Source organism: Streptomyces paludis, from assembly GCF_003344965.1.
In the GTDB taxonomy this organism is placed as follows: domain Bacteria; phylum Actinomycetota; class Actinomycetes; order Streptomycetales; family Streptomycetaceae; genus Streptomyces; species Streptomyces paludis.
In genome coordinates this window covers 2,687,032-2,700,415 of the sequence record NZ_CP031194.1, presented here as the reverse complement: position 1 = coordinate 2,700,415, position 13,384 = coordinate 2,687,032, and the positions used below count along the sequence as shown (strand labels likewise).

The window sequence follows — 13,384 nt, the reverse complement described above, 5'->3', positions numbered from 1 at the left end:
GCGGTGGTCGTACGTGTTCCGTACATTCCGACAAGACGTCGGCAAAATGTTGCGCATGCCGTGCCGCGCATGGTCACATGGTGACAGAGACGTGGTTAGGTCTACCTAACCATGCCTGCCCCCGGAGCCACAGGAGGCATCCATGCCGGCCCCCGAGCGTGAAACCCGTCCGCAGCCGTACCTCTTTCGGACGCTGTCGCCCTCGTCCGTACCGATGAAAGACCTGCTCGCGTCCTGTGCGGCGGCCAGAGCCGTGTCCACGCCGCCGGCTCCGCCCGCTCCGGTGGTGGCCCCTGTTTCGGACGAGGTCGGGGAAGCCGCCGCCTGAGGCAGTTTCGGCCCCAGAGTTACGGGACGACCACTACCTTCGTGCCCACCGTCGCGAACCTCCACATCGCGTTCCCGTCCCCCCGCTTCATCCGTACCCCGCCCGTCTTCAGCGTCGGGTCCGGCGTCGCCGTCGTGCCGTCCACCGCCGAGCTGAAGCCGATCACGACGTTGTCGACGCTCGTGAACCGGACCACGTGCTCGATCCGTACGCCGTCAGAGCCGGTCACCGAGCCGGAGCGCGAGGAGACGGCGTACGAGCCGGCCGCCGGGCTGACCGTGCTCGGCACGACCGCGAAGGTACGTTCCGGCTTGCCGCCCTCGGCGACCAGCCACACCCGGCGCTCACCGAGCGCGTACACGACCCGCTCCCCGGTGCCGGATTCGGCGGGCAGCGCGCGCGGGTTCTTGCGCTGGTGCGCGGGGGAGCCGGCGGAGCCGGACGCGGAGGCGCTCGGGGAGCTGCCGGGGCTGCCGGTGGCGGTGGCCTTCCCGGGAATGTTCGCCGATGCCTGGAAGGCGAGGAAGCCGACCGCGCCGATCGCCGCGGCGGTGAGTGCGGCGACGATTCCGGAGGTTTTCCTGGACACCTTTGATCCGCCTCTCGTGCGTGGGACCCCGTTGGGGACCGTAGCAGCAGGCGTCCCGGGACCCCGGGCGGCGACCCGGGGCGGCGTGCCACGGGTCCGGGAGCCGTAGGCTGTTTGCGTGCTTCTGCTCGCCGTAGATACCGCCACGCCCGCCGTCACCGTCGCTCTCCACGACGGCAGCTCCGTCCTGGCCACGGAGAGCCAGGTCGACGCCCGCCGCCATGGGGAGCTGCTGCTGCCCGCCGTCGACCGCGTCCTCGGCGCGGCCGGGGTGCGACTCGACGCCGTCACGGAGGTGATCGTGGGGGTCGGCCCGGGACCGTACACCGGACTGCGGGTCGGGCTGGTCACGGCGCTGACCTTCGGCTCGGCGCTCGGGGTGCCGGTACGGGGGCTGTGCACGCTGGACGGTCTGGCGTACGCGGCGGGGCTGGCGGAGCCGTTTGCCGTCGCCACGGACGCGCGGCGCAAGGAGGTCTACTGGGCGCGGTACGCGGACGGCGGCCGTACGCGGCTCACCGACCCGGCCGTCGACCGGCCCGCCGATATCGCGGAGCGGCTGGCCGGCCTGCCGGTCGTCGGGGCCGGCGGGCTGCTCTACCCCGACGCCTTCCCGGACGCCCGCGGGCCCGAGCACCAGTCGGCGGCGGCGCTGGCGGCGCTGGCGGCCGAGATGCTGGCTGAAGGGGACAACAGCGGGTTCCTGCCGCCGGTGCCGCTGTATCTGCGCCGGCCGGACGCGCAGGTGCCCAAGAACTACAAGGTGGTCACCCCCCAGTGACCACCGGTCTCAAGCCCTCCGCGGCGCTGCGCGAGATGCGCTGGTGGGACATCGATCCCGTCCTCGAGCTGGAGCACGAGCTGTTCCCCGAGGACGCCTGGTCGGCCGGCATGTTCTGGTCGGAGCTGGCGCACGCGCGCGGTCCGCGGGCGACCCGGCGTTACGTGGTGGCCGAGACGCCCGACGGGCGGATCGCCGGATACGCCGGGCTCGCGGCGGCCGGCGGGCTCGGTGACGTACAGACCATCGCCGTCGCCCGCGACCAGTGGGGCAGCGGCCTCGGCGCCCGGCTGCTGACCGACCTCCTCCAGCACGCCACCGCCTTCGAGTGCGAGGAGGTGCTGCTCGAAGTACGGGTGGACAACACCCGGGCGCAGAAGCTGTACACGCGGTTCGGCTTCGAACCGATCGGCTTCCGGCGCGGCTACTACCAGCCCGGCAATGTCGACGCGCTCGTCATGCGGCTCATCGTGAAGAACCACCCAGAAGCCCCCGCAGAGCAAGAAGCCCCCGCAGAGCAAGAAGCACCCGAATCCACCGAAGCCCCCGCGGGGCAAGAAGCCTCCTCAAGGACTGACACCCATGGCTGACGAACCCCTCGTCCTCGGTATCGAGACCTCCTGCGACGAGACCGGTGTCGGCATCGTGCGCGGTACGACCCTCCTCGCCGACGCCATCGCGTCGAGCGTCGACGAGCACGCGCGCTTCGGCGGTGTCGTACCGGAGGTCGCGTCCCGGGCGCATCTGGAGGCGATGGTCCCGACGATCGAGCGCGCGCTGAAGGAGGCGGGCGTCTCGGCGCGGGACCTGGACGGGATCGCGGTCACGGCGGGCCCCGGGCTGGCCGGCGCGCTGCTGGTGGGCGTCTCGGCGGCGAAGGCGTACGCGTACGCCCTGGGCAAGCCGCTGTACGGCGTCAACCACCTGGCCTCCCACATCTGCGTCGACCAGCTCGAACACGGCCCGCTGCCCGAGCCGACGATGGCGCTGCTGGTCAGCGGTGGGCACTCGTCGCTGCTGCTCGCGCCGGACATCACGTCCGATGTGCGGCCGATGGGCGCGACGATTGACGACGCGGCGGGCGAGGCGTTCGACAAGATCGCGCGCGTACTGCATCTGGGCTTTCCCGGCGGGCCGGTGATCGACCGGCTGGCGCGCGAGGGCGATCCGCGCGCGATCGCGTTCCCGCGCGGGCTGACCGGGCCGCGGGACGCGGCGTACGACTTCTCCTTCTCCGGCCTGAAGACGTCGGTGGCCCGCTGGATCGAGGCGAAGCGGGCGGCGGGCGAGGAGGTGCCCGTACGGGATGTGGCGGCGTCCTTCCAGGAGGCGGTCGTCGATGTGCTGACCCGGAAGGCGGTACGGGCCTGCAAGGACGAGGGCGTGGACCACCTGATGATCGGCGGCGGCGTCGCGGCGAACTCCCGGCTGCGCGCGCTGGCGGCGGAACGCTGCGAGCGGGCCGGCATCCGGCTGCGGGTGCCGCGCCCGGGGCTGTGCACGGACAACGGCGCGATGGTGGCGGCGCTGGGCGCGGAGATGGTGGCGCGGGGGCGGCCTGCGTCGGACTGGGAGCTGTCGGCGGACTCGTCGCTGCCGGTGACGGACCCGCATGTGCCGGGCCGCGAGCACGGGCAGGACCACGGGCAGGACCACGGGCACGGGCACGACCACGGGCACGGGCACGGTGGTCATGATCACGACCATCTGCATGAGCTGGCGAAGGACAACCTGTACTCATGAGCGAGCCGATGCCCGGAACCCCGATCGTGGCGCTCATGTGGGAGGCCAAGGCCGCCCCCGACCGGGCCCCGGACCTCCTGACCTGGGCCCGCGCCCGTACGAACGAGCTGACGCCCGCCCCGCTGCGCCACGAACTCCTGCGCGCGCCGGGGGACCGGGTCCTGGTCATCGCCTGGTGGCCCGGCGCGTACGACGCGGACGTCCCCGAACTCCCCGATCCGGAGGGCGAGTTGCTGGCCCGTCCGGTGCACCGCTGGCGCTTCGAGTCGTTGGGGACGGACGCGGCTCCGCCGTCGGGGTCACGCGACGTGACGTGAGATTCCCCGCTCTCACCCGCCCGTGACGCGGGCGTTCGTGGTCAGTCCCGGGGTGACGAGGGCGAGCCAGCGGGCGCGGTCGGCAGCGGGCCGGTCGGTGGGGGCGGTGGAGAACAGCAGGTAGATGTCGTTGACGGTGACGTCCGGGTGGATGTCGCCGTCGTCCTGGCCTGCCCGGATGAGGGCGGCGACGGCCGCGCCGGCGCGCTCCTCGACGGTGTGGTCGCCCGGCTCGGCGCCGAGGGCGTGAGCCGCGGCCTTGACCGCGCGGTCGGTCGCGGACGCCTCGATGACGCGGCTGAGGAAGGCGGTCAGCTCGGCCAGCGCACGGGCGCCGGCCTTCACCCGCGCGCGGGTGGCTTCGGCGTCGTCCGCGACGCGGGCCACGTACTCGGCGACGACGGCCGCGACCAGGTCGGTCTTGGTGGGGAAGTGCCGGTACAGGGTCCCCACGGCCACGCTCGCCGCGGCGGCTATCTGGTCCATCCCGATGTCGGGCCCGTGAGCGGTGATCTGCTCTCCGGCGGCATCGAGGATCTTCTTCCGGTTGCGGACCGCGTCGGCGCGCGGCGCCTTGGCCTGGGTCACGGGGTGCCTGCCTTCCACGTACACGTGCACTTGCATAAAAGTGAACTGCGGTTCAGGATAGATAGTGAACCAGAGTTCATCTTAACCGTAAGGACCGATCGTCATGCCCGCCATGCCTGCCAAGACCACCAAGACCGCCCTTGTCACCGGTGCCTCCTCCGGCATCGGCGAGGCCACCGCTCTCAAGCTGCGAGAACTCGGCTACACCGTCTACGGGGCCGCCCGCCGTACGGAACGGCTCCAGAAACTCGCCGACGTCGGGGTGCGTCCGCTGGCCATGGACGTCACCGATGACGCCTCCGTGCGAGCCGGCGTCGAGAAGATCCTGAGCGAGACCGGACGTATCGACGCCCTGGTCAACAACGCGGGCTACGGCTCCTACGGCGCCCTCGAAGACGTGCCCCTGGCCGAGGCCCGGCACCAGTTCGAGGTCAACGTCTTCGGCGCCCTGCGCCTGACGCAGCTCGTCCTGCCCCACATGCGTGCCCAGCGCGCCGGCACCGTTGTCAACATCACCTCGATGGGCGGCAAGCTCCATACGCCGCTGGGTGGTTGGTACCACGGCACCAAGTTCGCCCTGGAAGCACTCAGTGACTGCCTGCGCCTGGAGGTCAAACCCTTCGGCATCGACGTCGTCGTCATCGAACCGGGCGGCATCGCCACCGAATGGGGCGGCATCGCCGCCGACAGGCTGGAGGCGTCCTCCAACAGCGGCCCCTACGCGAAGCAGGCCACCGCCGTGGCCGCCTCTCTGCGCTCCGAGGCGAATACCAAGCGCAACTCCCCGCCCACCGTCATCGCCGACGCCGTCGCGAAGGCCGTCACCGCCCACCGCCCCAGGACCCGCTACGCCACCGGCTTCGGCGCCCGGCCCCTCATCGCCCTGCGCAAGGTCCTGCCCGACCGTGCCTTCGACACCGTGATCTCCCGCGCGGTCGGTCTGCCGCGCTGAGCTTCCCCGTCTCCGTAAAAAATCTTCGGGAAAAGGTCCGGCGTGTGTCGATCCGGGTGTCTGTCGTTCGACGTAAGGGTGAGAGCGGGAAACAGTCCCGCTCCGTTCGGCACATCCGGTGTGTCCGGAACGATCTGAGGAGTCACGATGCCGCGGTATCTGTCCATGGTTCGCATTGAAGAGTCCGCCATCCCCGAGGGCGGTCCCAGTCCTGAGCTGATGCAGCGCATGGGGGCGCTGCTGGAGGAGATCACCAAGGCGGGGGCGATGCTCGATACCGCTGGGCTGACGCCTACCTCGGACGGGGTGCGGGTCAGTCGGCGGGAGGGGAAGACCACCGTTACCGACGGGCCGTTCACCGAGGCCAAGGAGGTCATCGGGGGGTATGCGCTTCTTCAGGCGAAGGACAAGGAAGAGGCGGTCTACTGGGCGCAGCGCTTCGTGGATGTGCACGAGGACGAGATGCCCGTGACCCTTGAGGTCCGGCAGATCGCCGAGTAGGCGAGTAGCCGAGTGGCTGCGTAGGCGCGTTTGGCGTGTCCGTTTGTGCTCTGATGGGTTTCTGTGAGAGCTGAACGGGCTGAGCAGGCGGACCGCGCGCTCGACGCGGTGTTCAGGGTCGAGTCGGCGAAGATCATCGCGGTGGTCGCCCGCATCGTGCGCGATGTCGGGATCGCCGAGGAGATCGCGCAGGACGCGCTGGTCGCGGCGGCGGAACGGTGGCCGGAGTCGGGTGTCCCGGAGAGACCGGGGGCCTGGCTCATGGCCACCGCCAAGCACCGTGCCATCGACCTCGTCCGCCGTCGCGAGACCTACGCGCGCAAGCTCGCCGAGGTGGGGCGGGAGCTGGCGGACTCCGCCGCCGAGCCGGGGGTTGACGCGCGGGTTCTGGCGGAGCTGGCCGAGGCGGAGTCCGAGCCCATCGATGACGACCTCCTGCGCCTCATCTTCACCGCCTGCCACCCCGTCCTCTCCACCGAGGCCCGGATCGCCCTCACCCTCCGGCTGCTCTGCGGGCTCACCACCGGTGAGATCGCCCGCGCCTTCCTCGCCTCCGAGGCGACCGTCGCCCAGCGCGTCGTCCGTGCCAAGCGGAGTCTCGCCGCGGCGGGCGTCGGTTTCGAGGTGCCGTACGGTACGGAGCGCGCCGCGCGGCTCGCCTCCGTGCTGGAGGTCGTGTACCTCGTCTTCAACGAGGGGTACTCCGCCACCGCCGGTGACGACTGGCTCCGTCCCGGCCTCTGCGAGGACGCCCTCCGGCTGGCCCGGCAGCTTGCCGCGCTCATGCCCGACGAGCCCGAAGTCCACGCCCTGGCCGCGCTGTTGGAGCTTCAGGCGTCCCGTACGGCGGCCCGTACCGGACCCGACGGCGAGCCCGTGCTCCTCGCCGACCAGAACCGGGCCCGCTGGGACCAGCTCCTCATCCGGCGCGGCTTCACCGCCCTCACCCGCGCCGGCGGCCTCACGGCGGAGCCCGGGCCGTACGCCCTCCAGGCCGCCATCGCCGCCTGCCACGCCCGCGCGGCGGACTACGCGGCCACCGACTGGTCCGCCATCGCCACCCTCTACGGCCGGCTCGCCGCGCTCACGCCCTCCCCGGTCGTGGAGCTGAACCGCGCCGTCGCCGTCTCCATGGCCGACGGCCCGGCCGCCGCGCTGGCGCTCGTGGACGCCCTCGCCGCCGGCCCCGAACTCCGCTCGTACCATCTGCTCCCGAGCGTCCGCGGCGACCTGCTGGAGCGGCTGGGGCGTACGGCCGAGGCCCGCGCGGAGTTCTCGCGCGCCGCTGCCCTCACCCGCAACGCGCGCGAACGCGACCTGCTCCTGCGCCGTGCCGCGCCGCGGGAGTAGCGCCCCCTACGCCTTTATGTTTGCCGCCGCCCACCTGTTCGCCACGTCCTCCGGGTCCTTCTTGTCCTTGTCCACCTGGCGGTTCAGCTCGGTCAGGTCCTCCGTCGAGAGGGCGTTGCCCAGCCGCGCCAGCGCCTTCCGTACGGCAGGGTCGGCCTTGCGGTCGGTGATGAGCGGGACGATGTGCTGGCCGGGGATCAGGTTCTTCGGGTCGGTGAGGACCACCCAGCCCTCGGCGACGATGTCCGTGTCCGTCGTGAAGAGGTTGGCGACATCCACATCGCCCTTCTTCAGCGCGCCCTTCACCAGCGGGCCCGACGAGTCCAGCGACTTGAACTCCTTGAACTCGACGCCGTACTCGTCCTTCAGCCCGATGACCCCCACGACCCGCTTCTTCACCTCCGGCGCCGCGCCGATGACCAGCTTGCCGTTCTGCTTCCGCAGGTCGGCCAGGGACGTGAGGCCGTACTTGTCGGCGGTCGCGCGCGTCACCACGAACGCGTCCGAGTCCTCGGCCGCGCCGTACGGGAGGACCTGGAGGCCCGCGGGGAGGGCGATGGTGAGCGCGTTCTGCATCTCGCCCTCCTCCGTGGCGGTGGCCTTCGGGGAGAGGTAGTGGAGCAGCGCGCCCTGGTACTCGGGGAGAAGGTCGATGTCGCCGCCCTTCAGCGCCGGGATGAGGATCTCGCGCGTCCCGAGGTTGGGCCGGACCTTCGTCTTCACACCGGCGGACTTCAGCACGGCGGCGTACAGATAGCCGAGGATCTGGTTCTCGGTGAAGTTGGCGGTGCCGATGGTGATCCCGTCCGCGCTGGAGCCGCCACCGCCGCCTCCGCCGTTGCCGCCCTGGCCGTCCAGAGAGGTGATCCCGCCGCCGCACGCCGCTAGTACGGGGACGGACGCGGCGGCGAACAGGCCGCCGAGCACGGCCCGTCGGCGGGGCATGGATGAGGAGGAAGGGGATGAGGTCATGGGTTTCTCCTAATTACGGTCATGCCGCTCATTACGGTCAGGCCGCTCGGTGGCGGAAGAGAACGCGCTGAAGCCCCGACAGCGCCAGGTCCAGGGCGACCGCGACCACCGCGACCAGCACCGCCCCGCCCAGCACCTGCACCAGATCGCGCTGGGCCAGCCCGTCGAACACATACCGGCCCAGGCCGCCGAAGCTGACATACGCGGCGATCGTCGCCGTCGCCACCACCTGGATCAGCGCCAGCCGCAGCCCGGTCATGATCAGCGGCATTGCCAGCGGCACCTCGACCCGCAGGAGCACCTGGTGGCCGCGCATGCCCTGACCGCGCGCCGCGTCCTTCACCTCCGGATCGACGGCGCTCATCCCGGCGTACGTGTTGGTCACGATGGACGGCACCGCGAGCGCGACCAGAGCCACGTACACCGGCGTCATCGACAGACCACTCGCGAGAAACACCAGGACGACCAAACCAACGGTCGGCAGCGCCCGGCCGAACGAGGCGAGATTGATCGCCACGAACGCGCCTCGGCCCGTATGCCCGATGAGCAGTCCTACGGGCAGCGCGATCGCGGCGGCGATCACCGTCGCGAGCAGCGAGTACTGGAGGTGCTCCGCGAGGCGGTGGCCGATGCCGTCGGAGCCGGTCCACTGCTCGCCGGCGACCAGCCAGGAGCCCAGGTTCTTGAGGAGTTCGAACATGGCAGTCCCTAGGCCCTTCCGCCGGCTGAGTGACGCTGTTTCCTGGTCCAGGGCGTGAGTACGTACTGCACGGTCACCAGCAGCGCGTCCGCGACCAGCGCCAGCAGCAGCGTCAGCACGATGCCGGCCACCACCGGGGTGGGGAAGTTGCGCTGGAAGCCGTCGGTGAAGAGCTGGCCGAGACCGCCGTCACCGATGTACGTGGCGACGCTGACCAGCGAGATCGACATGACGGTCGCGATCCGCACCCCCGCCATGATCACCGGCAGCGCCAGCGGCAGTTCGACGGTCAGCAGCGTCCGCAGCGGGCGCGTGCCCATGGCGACGGCCGCCTCGCGGGCCCTCGTGGGGACCGAGTCGAGGCCCTCGACGGTGTTCCGCAGCAGCACGACGATCGTGTAGATCGTCAGCCCGATGACGGTTGTGGTCCTGGTCAGGCCCGAGATGGGCAGCAGCAGCACGAAGACCGCGATGGACGGGATCGTGAACAGGACGTTCGACACCCCGAGGAGCACCCCGCGCAGCGGGCGCACCCGGTGGGCGAGCACCGCCAGCGGGAGGGAGAGCAGCAGACCGAAGAAGACGGCGGTCAGCGCGGCCTGGAGGTGGTTGAGGGTGAGGGAGGCGAGATCGCCCGCGTGATCGGAGATCCAGGACCAGTCGATCGTCATATCGACTCCCCGTCCCGGGCCCGGCCGTGCCGGCGGCCCGCGTGCTCATGGATCGCGTCCCGCGAGGTCACGCCCTTCAGCACGCCCTCCGCGTCGACCCGGGCTATCAGGCCGGCCGGTGCGGGCGAGGCGATCGACTCGTTGAGCGCCGCCAGCAGGGAGTCGGTGTCGCGGAGGGGGCGGATCGGGAGGAGGGGGCCCTGATCACCGGACGGCGTCTTGGCTGCCGGCGTCTTGGCTGTCGGCGCCTTCGCCTCGCGCCAGCCCAGCGGCTCGCCCTTCGCGTTGACCACGAGACACGGCCCGCTCTCCGGGCCCGGCGCCGGCTCGTCGTCCCGTACGGTCCGTACCGTCGTCTTCGGTGCCACCGGGACATCCGCCAGCGTCATCAGCGACAGCAGCTTCAGCTCCCGCTCCTCGCCCAGGAACCCCGCCACGAAATCGTCCGCCGGGCGCGCCAGCAGCTCGGCCGGCGGGGCGCACTGGACGAGATGGCCGCCCGTACGGAAGACGGCGATACGGTCACCCAGCCGGACCGCCTCGTCGATGTCGTGGGTGACGAAGACGATGGTCTTGTTCAGCTCCTGCTGGAGCCGGAGCAGCTCGTCCTGGAGCTGGATCCGTACGACCGGGTCGACCGCCCCGAACGGCTCGTCCATCAGCAGCACCGCCGGATCGCCCGCCAGAGCGCGCGCCACGCCGACGCGCTGCTGCTGGCCGCCGGAGAGCTGGTGCGGGTAGCGCTTGCCGGTCTCCGCCGTCAGCCCGACCGTCTCCAGCAGCTCCGACGCCCGCGCCCGGGCCTTCCGGCGGCCCCAGCCGAGCAGCAGCGGCACGGTCGCGATGTTGTCGAGGACCGTACGGTGGGGGAAGAGGCCCGACTGCTGGATCACATATCCGATGCCGCGCCGCAGCTCGGCCGCGTCCTGCTCGCGGATGTCCTTGCCGGCCAGCCGGATGGTGCCCGAGGTGGGCTCGACCATGCGGTTGACCATGCGCAGCGTGGTCGTCTTACCGCAGCCGGAGGAGCCGACCAGGACGGTGATCCCGCCCTCCGGCATCTCCAGCGTCAGATCGTGGACCGCCGTCGTGCCGTTCGGGAAGCGTTTGTGCACTGTGTCGAACTTGATCATCTGTCGTCCCTTGCCGAGTCCGCACGCGTCGGTCCCTTGCCTGGCTGCATATAGTCATGCAGAGTTCTCGGTGACTGAATAGATTGTCAATGCCCCGAGGTAAATCACTGGTTACGGATGTGGACGGGGGCCGGTGGTGCCGTCGGGTCGGCACCGCGCGGCATGGCGCGGCGAGACGGAAGAGGTGCGCGCGTATGACCAGGACCGAGAGTGACGGCTCCGTGACACCGGCCCCGGCCGCGGCTCCGGCCCCTTCTGCCGCCACACCCGTGGTCGCTGCCGCGCCCGCGTCCGCCGCCACCGCGCCCTCGCCTCCCGCCATCGTCGTCCTCGACGGCCGGAGCCTCCCCGTCTCCGACGTCGTCCGCCTCGCCTCCGGCGCCGCTCGTCCCGTACCCGGGACCGACGCGATCAAGCGCGCCGAACAGAGCTGGCACGTCGCGCGTGAGCTGGCCGCCTCCGGCCGGGTGTACGGGCGGTCCACCGGCGTCGGCGCCAACCGCGGCGAGAGCGTGCCCACCGAGGCCGCCGCCGACCACGGGCTGCGCCTGCTGCGCAGCCACGCCGGCGCCATCGGCGATCCGCTGCCCGCCCGCGAGGTCCGCGCCATGCTCGCCGTACGGGCGAACCAGCTGCTCGCGGGCGGTGCCGGGCTCCGGCCGACCGTGATCACGGCCCTCTGCGACGCGCTGGAATCCGGCGCGTACCCGGTCGTCCACGCCTTCGGCTCGGTCGGTACGGGCGATATCGCGGCCCTCGCGCAGATGGGCCTCGCCCTCGTCGGTGAGCACCCCTGGCAGGGCGGGCACGCCCCCGAGCCGCAGCCGCTCGACAACAACGACGCCCTCGCCCTGATCAGCAGCAACGCCCTCACGCTCGGACAGGCCGCGCTCGCCCTGGACGAGCTGCGCCGGCTCCTCGACGCCACCGAGCTGGTCGCCGCGCTCTCGCTGCTGGCCGTCGACGGCTCGTACGAGGCGTACGCCGAGCCCGTGCACGCGGCGCGCCGGCACCCCGGTTCGTACGCCGTCGCCACCCGGATGCGCCGGCTCCTGGGCGCCGCCGAACGGCCGGGGCCGCCGCTCGGCCGGATCCAGGACCCGTACGGCTTCCGCTGCGTGCCGCAGATACACGGCCCCGCGCGGGACGCCGCCGACGCGCTGGAGACCGCCCTCGCCGTCGAGATCAACGCCGCCGCCGAGAACCCGCTGATCTTCCCGGGCACGGACGCCGACCCGATCCCCGCCGCGTACCACCACGGCGGCTTCTACCTGGCCCAGATAGCCCTGGCGCTCGACCACTTCCGGCTCTCCCTCGTCCAGACCGCCCGGCTCTCCACCTCCCGGCTCTCCGCCCTGAACGAGCCGGCCTTCACCCGGCTGCGGCCCTTCCTCGCGGACGCCGAGCCCGCGAGTTCCGGCGTGATGATCCTGGAGTACGCGGCCGGTGCGGCCCTCGGTGATCTGCGCGCCTACGCGGCCCCGGCCTCGCTCGGCCACGCGGTACTGTCCCGGGGCGTGGAGGAACAGGCCAGCTTCGCGTCGCTCGCCGCACGGCAGACGCTGCGGGTGGCGGGTGCGTACCGGCTGGTCGTCGGCTGCGAACTCGTCGCCGCCGTACGGGCGTTGCGGCTGCGCGGGCTGACCCCGGAGGCCGGTCTGCCGGTCGGCCGGGCGCTGGAGCTGGCCGGGTCCGTACTCGACGAGGCGATCGCGGACCGGCCGTTGACCGATGATGTGACGGCGGCCGCCGCGCTGCTGGACCGGTTCGCGGAGGTGGCGCGTCGCGTGAGCGATGACGGGTACGGAGGCGACACGTCAGCCGTTTCCGGTGCTTCCGCCGCGTATCTGTCAATGACCACATCGACCGAACCGACCGTACCGACAAGGGGGATCGCATGAGCGACAGCCCTGCCGCCCGACTCCAGCAGCTCTTCGAGGGCCACCGCCTCACCCCCACCCAGCGCCGCATCGCGCACAGCATGGTCCGCCGGGCCGGCGACGCGCCGTTCCTGTCGAGCGTCGAGCTGGCCGAACTCGCCGGGGTCAGCCAGCCGTCCGTCACCCGCTTCGCGGTCGCGCTCGGCTTCGACGGCTACCCGGCGCTGCGCCGGCATCTGCGCGAGGTCGCGCCGGGCAACGGGACCACCCCGGCGGAGGCGGACCGGGGCGCCTCGTACAACGAGTACCAGCAGGCCGTCCAGGGCGAGATCGAGAACCTGCGCCAGCTCGCGGAACTCCTCGCCGACCCGGCCCCCGTCGAACGCGCCGGCCGGCTCCTCGCCGCCTCCCGCCCGCTCCCGGTCCTCGGGCTGCGCGCCGCCTCCTCGCAGGCGCGCGGCTTCGCGTACTTCGCCGCCAAGGTGCACCCGGACGTACGGCTGCTCGACGAGGGCGGCACGATGCTCGCGGACCGTATCGACACGGCCCGCCACGCGGGCGCGAGCGCGCTGCTCTGCTTCGCGCTGCCGCGCCACCCCAAGGAGGTCGTGGACGCGCTGGCGTACGCCCGGGCCGCCGGTCTGACGGTCGTGACGGTCGCCGACTCCGCCTTCGCCCCCGTCGCCCACCACAGCGATCTGCTCCTCCCGGCGGCCGTCGGCACGGGCCTCGCCTTCGACACGGTGTGCGCGCCGATGCTGCTGGGGCGGGTGCTGCTGGAGGCGATGTGCGACGGCCTGCCGGACGCGCAGGCGCGGCTGGAGGAGTTCGACGCGCGGGCGAGCGCGCGGGGGCTGTTCGTGGAGTGAGGGCCGTGGG

At 71.9% G+C, this 13,384-nt stretch carries 16 protein-coding genes; 10 read left to right on the top strand and 6 right to left on the bottom strand.

The features are described 5' to 3' along the window. Positions 1–142 precede the first annotated feature (142 nt). Positions 143–328, top strand: a complete 186-nt coding sequence (locus DVK44_RS37035) for a hypothetical protein (protein ID WP_114659616.1) — start codon at positions 143–145, stop codon at positions 326–328. A 19-nt stretch (positions 329–347) separates the two neighbouring features. Here DVK44_RS37035 and DVK44_RS11655 read toward each other — a convergent pair whose 3' ends face one another. Continuing rightward, entirely contained in the window at positions 348–917 is a 570-nt protein-coding gene (locus DVK44_RS11655; RefSeq protein ID WP_114659615.1) for a hypothetical protein, read from the bottom strand. 118 nt (positions 918–1,035) lie between these two features. Here DVK44_RS11655 and tsaB point away from each other — a divergent pair, with 118 nt between their 5' ends. The 4 genes from tsaB to DVK44_RS11635 are packed head-to-tail and all read left to right on the top strand — an operon-like array spanning position 1,036 to position 3,758. Next, positions 1,036–1,698: a tRNA (adenosine(37)-N6)-threonylcarbamoyltransferase complex dimerization subunit type 1 TsaB gene (gene tsaB / locus DVK44_RS11650; RefSeq protein ID WP_114659614.1), complete on the top strand. Its 663-nt coding sequence runs from the start codon at positions 1,036–1,038 to the stop codon at positions 1,696–1,698. 35 nt (positions 1,699–1,733) lie between these two features. Beyond that, complete coding sequence (gene rimI / locus DVK44_RS11645) at positions 1,734–2,288, top strand: ribosomal protein S18-alanine N-acetyltransferase (protein WP_228447604.1); 555 nt, start codon at positions 1,734–1,736, stop codon at positions 2,286–2,288. Beyond that, positions 2,281–3,441 carry a tRNA (adenosine(37)-N6)-threonylcarbamoyltransferase complex transferase subunit TsaD gene (gene tsaD, locus DVK44_RS11640; protein WP_114659613.1) on the top strand — a complete coding sequence of 387 codons (1,161 nt, stop codon included), beginning with the start codon at positions 2,281–2,283 and terminating at the stop codon, positions 3,439–3,441. Before rimI ends, tsaD begins: the two co-directional genes overlap by 8 nt. Next, positions 3,438–3,758 carry a hypothetical protein gene (locus tag DVK44_RS11635; RefSeq protein ID WP_228447091.1) on the top strand — a complete coding sequence of 107 codons (321 nt, stop codon included), beginning with the start codon at positions 3,438–3,440 and terminating at the stop codon, positions 3,756–3,758. Before tsaD ends, DVK44_RS11635 begins: the two co-directional genes overlap by 4 nt. 12 nt (positions 3,759–3,770) lie before the next feature. Here DVK44_RS11635 and DVK44_RS11630 read toward each other — a convergent pair whose 3' ends face one another. After that, the gene (locus DVK44_RS11630) at positions 3,771–4,346 is read right to left on the bottom strand and encodes a TetR/AcrR family transcriptional regulator (protein ID WP_114659612.1); all 576 of its coding nucleotides are present in this window, start codon (positions 4,344–4,346) and stop codon (positions 3,771–3,773) included. A 112-nt stretch (positions 4,347–4,458) separates the two neighbouring features. On the opposite strand from DVK44_RS11630, the gene DVK44_RS11625 reads away from it, so the two are divergent. The 3 genes from DVK44_RS11625 (at position 4,459) to DVK44_RS11615 (ending at position 7,149) form a co-directional block, all read left to right on the top strand. Further along, entirely contained in the window at positions 4,459–5,298 is an 840-nt protein-coding gene (locus DVK44_RS11625) for an oxidoreductase (protein WP_114665068.1), read from the top strand. A gap of 147 nt (positions 5,299–5,445) precedes the next feature. Next, entirely contained in the window at positions 5,446–5,799 is a 354-nt protein-coding gene (locus DVK44_RS11620) for a YciI family protein (RefSeq protein WP_114659611.1), read from the top strand. Between the two features lie 63 nt (positions 5,800–5,862). Beyond that, the gene (locus tag DVK44_RS11615) at positions 5,863–7,149 is read left to right on the top strand and encodes an RNA polymerase sigma factor (RefSeq protein WP_228447090.1); all 1,287 of its coding nucleotides are present in this window, start codon (positions 5,863–5,865) and stop codon (positions 7,147–7,149) included. 6 nt (positions 7,150–7,155) lie between these two features. Here the strand turns inward: DVK44_RS11615 and DVK44_RS11610 are convergent, their stop codons facing one another. Genes DVK44_RS11610 through DVK44_RS11595 form a run of 4 tightly spaced genes read right to left on the bottom strand, consistent with a single transcriptional unit; the run spans position 7,156 to position 10,625 of the window. Then, positions 7,156–8,121: an ABC transporter substrate-binding protein gene (locus tag DVK44_RS11610; RefSeq protein ID WP_228447089.1), complete on the bottom strand. Its 966-nt coding sequence runs from the start codon at positions 8,119–8,121 to the stop codon at positions 7,156–7,158. A gap of 37 nt (positions 8,122–8,158) precedes the next feature. After that, a complete protein-coding gene (locus DVK44_RS11605; RefSeq protein ID WP_114659608.1) occupies positions 8,159–8,821 on the bottom strand; it encodes an ABC transporter permease in 663 nt (220 codons plus the stop codon). Between the two features lie 8 nt (positions 8,822–8,829). Then, entirely contained in the window at positions 8,830–9,492 is a 663-nt protein-coding gene (locus DVK44_RS11600) for an ABC transporter permease (RefSeq protein ID WP_114659607.1), read from the bottom strand. Beyond that, on the bottom strand, positions 9,489–10,625 hold the full coding sequence (locus DVK44_RS11595) for an ABC transporter ATP-binding protein (protein ID WP_114659606.1): 1,137 nt from the start codon (positions 10,623–10,625) through the stop codon (positions 9,489–9,491). The genes DVK44_RS11600 and DVK44_RS11595 overlap by 4 nt, the downstream gene beginning before the upstream one ends. A gap of 194 nt (positions 10,626–10,819) precedes the next feature. On the opposite strand from DVK44_RS11595, the gene DVK44_RS11590 reads away from it, so the two are divergent. Both DVK44_RS11590 and DVK44_RS11585 read left to right on the top strand, forming a co-directional pair. After that, positions 10,820–12,526: an aromatic amino acid ammonia-lyase gene (locus DVK44_RS11590; RefSeq protein WP_114659605.1), complete on the top strand. Its 1,707-nt coding sequence runs from the start codon at positions 10,820–10,822 to the stop codon at positions 12,524–12,526. Further along, positions 12,523–13,374, top strand: a complete 852-nt coding sequence (locus DVK44_RS11585; RefSeq protein ID WP_114659604.1) for a MurR/RpiR family transcriptional regulator — start codon at positions 12,523–12,525, stop codon at positions 13,372–13,374. The genes DVK44_RS11590 and DVK44_RS11585 overlap by 4 nt, the downstream gene beginning before the upstream one ends. Positions 13,375–13,384 lie beyond the last annotated feature (10 nt).

Bases quoted from the DNA above. Each gene is read 5' to 3' on its own strand.
- DVK44_RS11585 (WP_114659604.1), top strand. From the start codon at position 12,523: ATGAGCGACAGCCCTGCCGCCCGACTCCAGCAGCTCTTCGAGGGCCAC.
- DVK44_RS11610 (WP_228447089.1), bottom strand. From the start codon at position 8,121: ATGACCTCATCCCCTTCCTCCTCATCCATGCCCCGCCGACGGGCCGTG.
- DVK44_RS11590 (WP_114659605.1), top strand. From the start codon at position 10,820: ATGACCAGGACCGAGAGTGACGGCTCCGTGACACCGGCCCCGGCCGCG.
- rimI (WP_228447604.1), top strand. From the start codon at position 1,734: ATGCGCTGGTGGGACATCGATCCCGTCCTCGAGCTGGAGCACGAGCTG.
- tsaD (WP_114659613.1), top strand. From the start codon at position 2,281: ATGGCTGACGAACCCCTCGTCCTCGGTATCGAGACCTCCTGCGACGAG.
- DVK44_RS11600 (WP_114659607.1), bottom strand. From the start codon at position 9,492: ATGACGATCGACTGGTCCTGGATCTCCGATCACGCGGGCGATCTCGCC.
- DVK44_RS11595 (WP_114659606.1), bottom strand. From the start codon at position 10,625: ATGATCAAGTTCGACACAGTGCACAAACGCTTCCCGAACGGCACGACG.
- DVK44_RS11625 (WP_114665068.1), top strand. From the start codon at position 4,459: ATGCCTGCCAAGACCACCAAGACCGCCCTTGTCACCGGTGCCTCCTCC.
- DVK44_RS11605 (WP_114659608.1), bottom strand. From the start codon at position 8,821: ATGTTCGAACTCCTCAAGAACCTGGGCTCCTGGCTGGTCGCCGGCGAG.
- DVK44_RS11635 (WP_228447091.1), top strand. From the start codon at position 3,438: ATGAGCGAGCCGATGCCCGGAACCCCGATCGTGGCGCTCATGTGGGAG.
- DVK44_RS37035 (WP_114659616.1), top strand. From the start codon at position 143: ATGCCGGCCCCCGAGCGTGAAACCCGTCCGCAGCCGTACCTCTTTCGG.
- DVK44_RS11620 (WP_114659611.1), top strand. From the start codon at position 5,446: ATGCCGCGGTATCTGTCCATGGTTCGCATTGAAGAGTCCGCCATCCCC.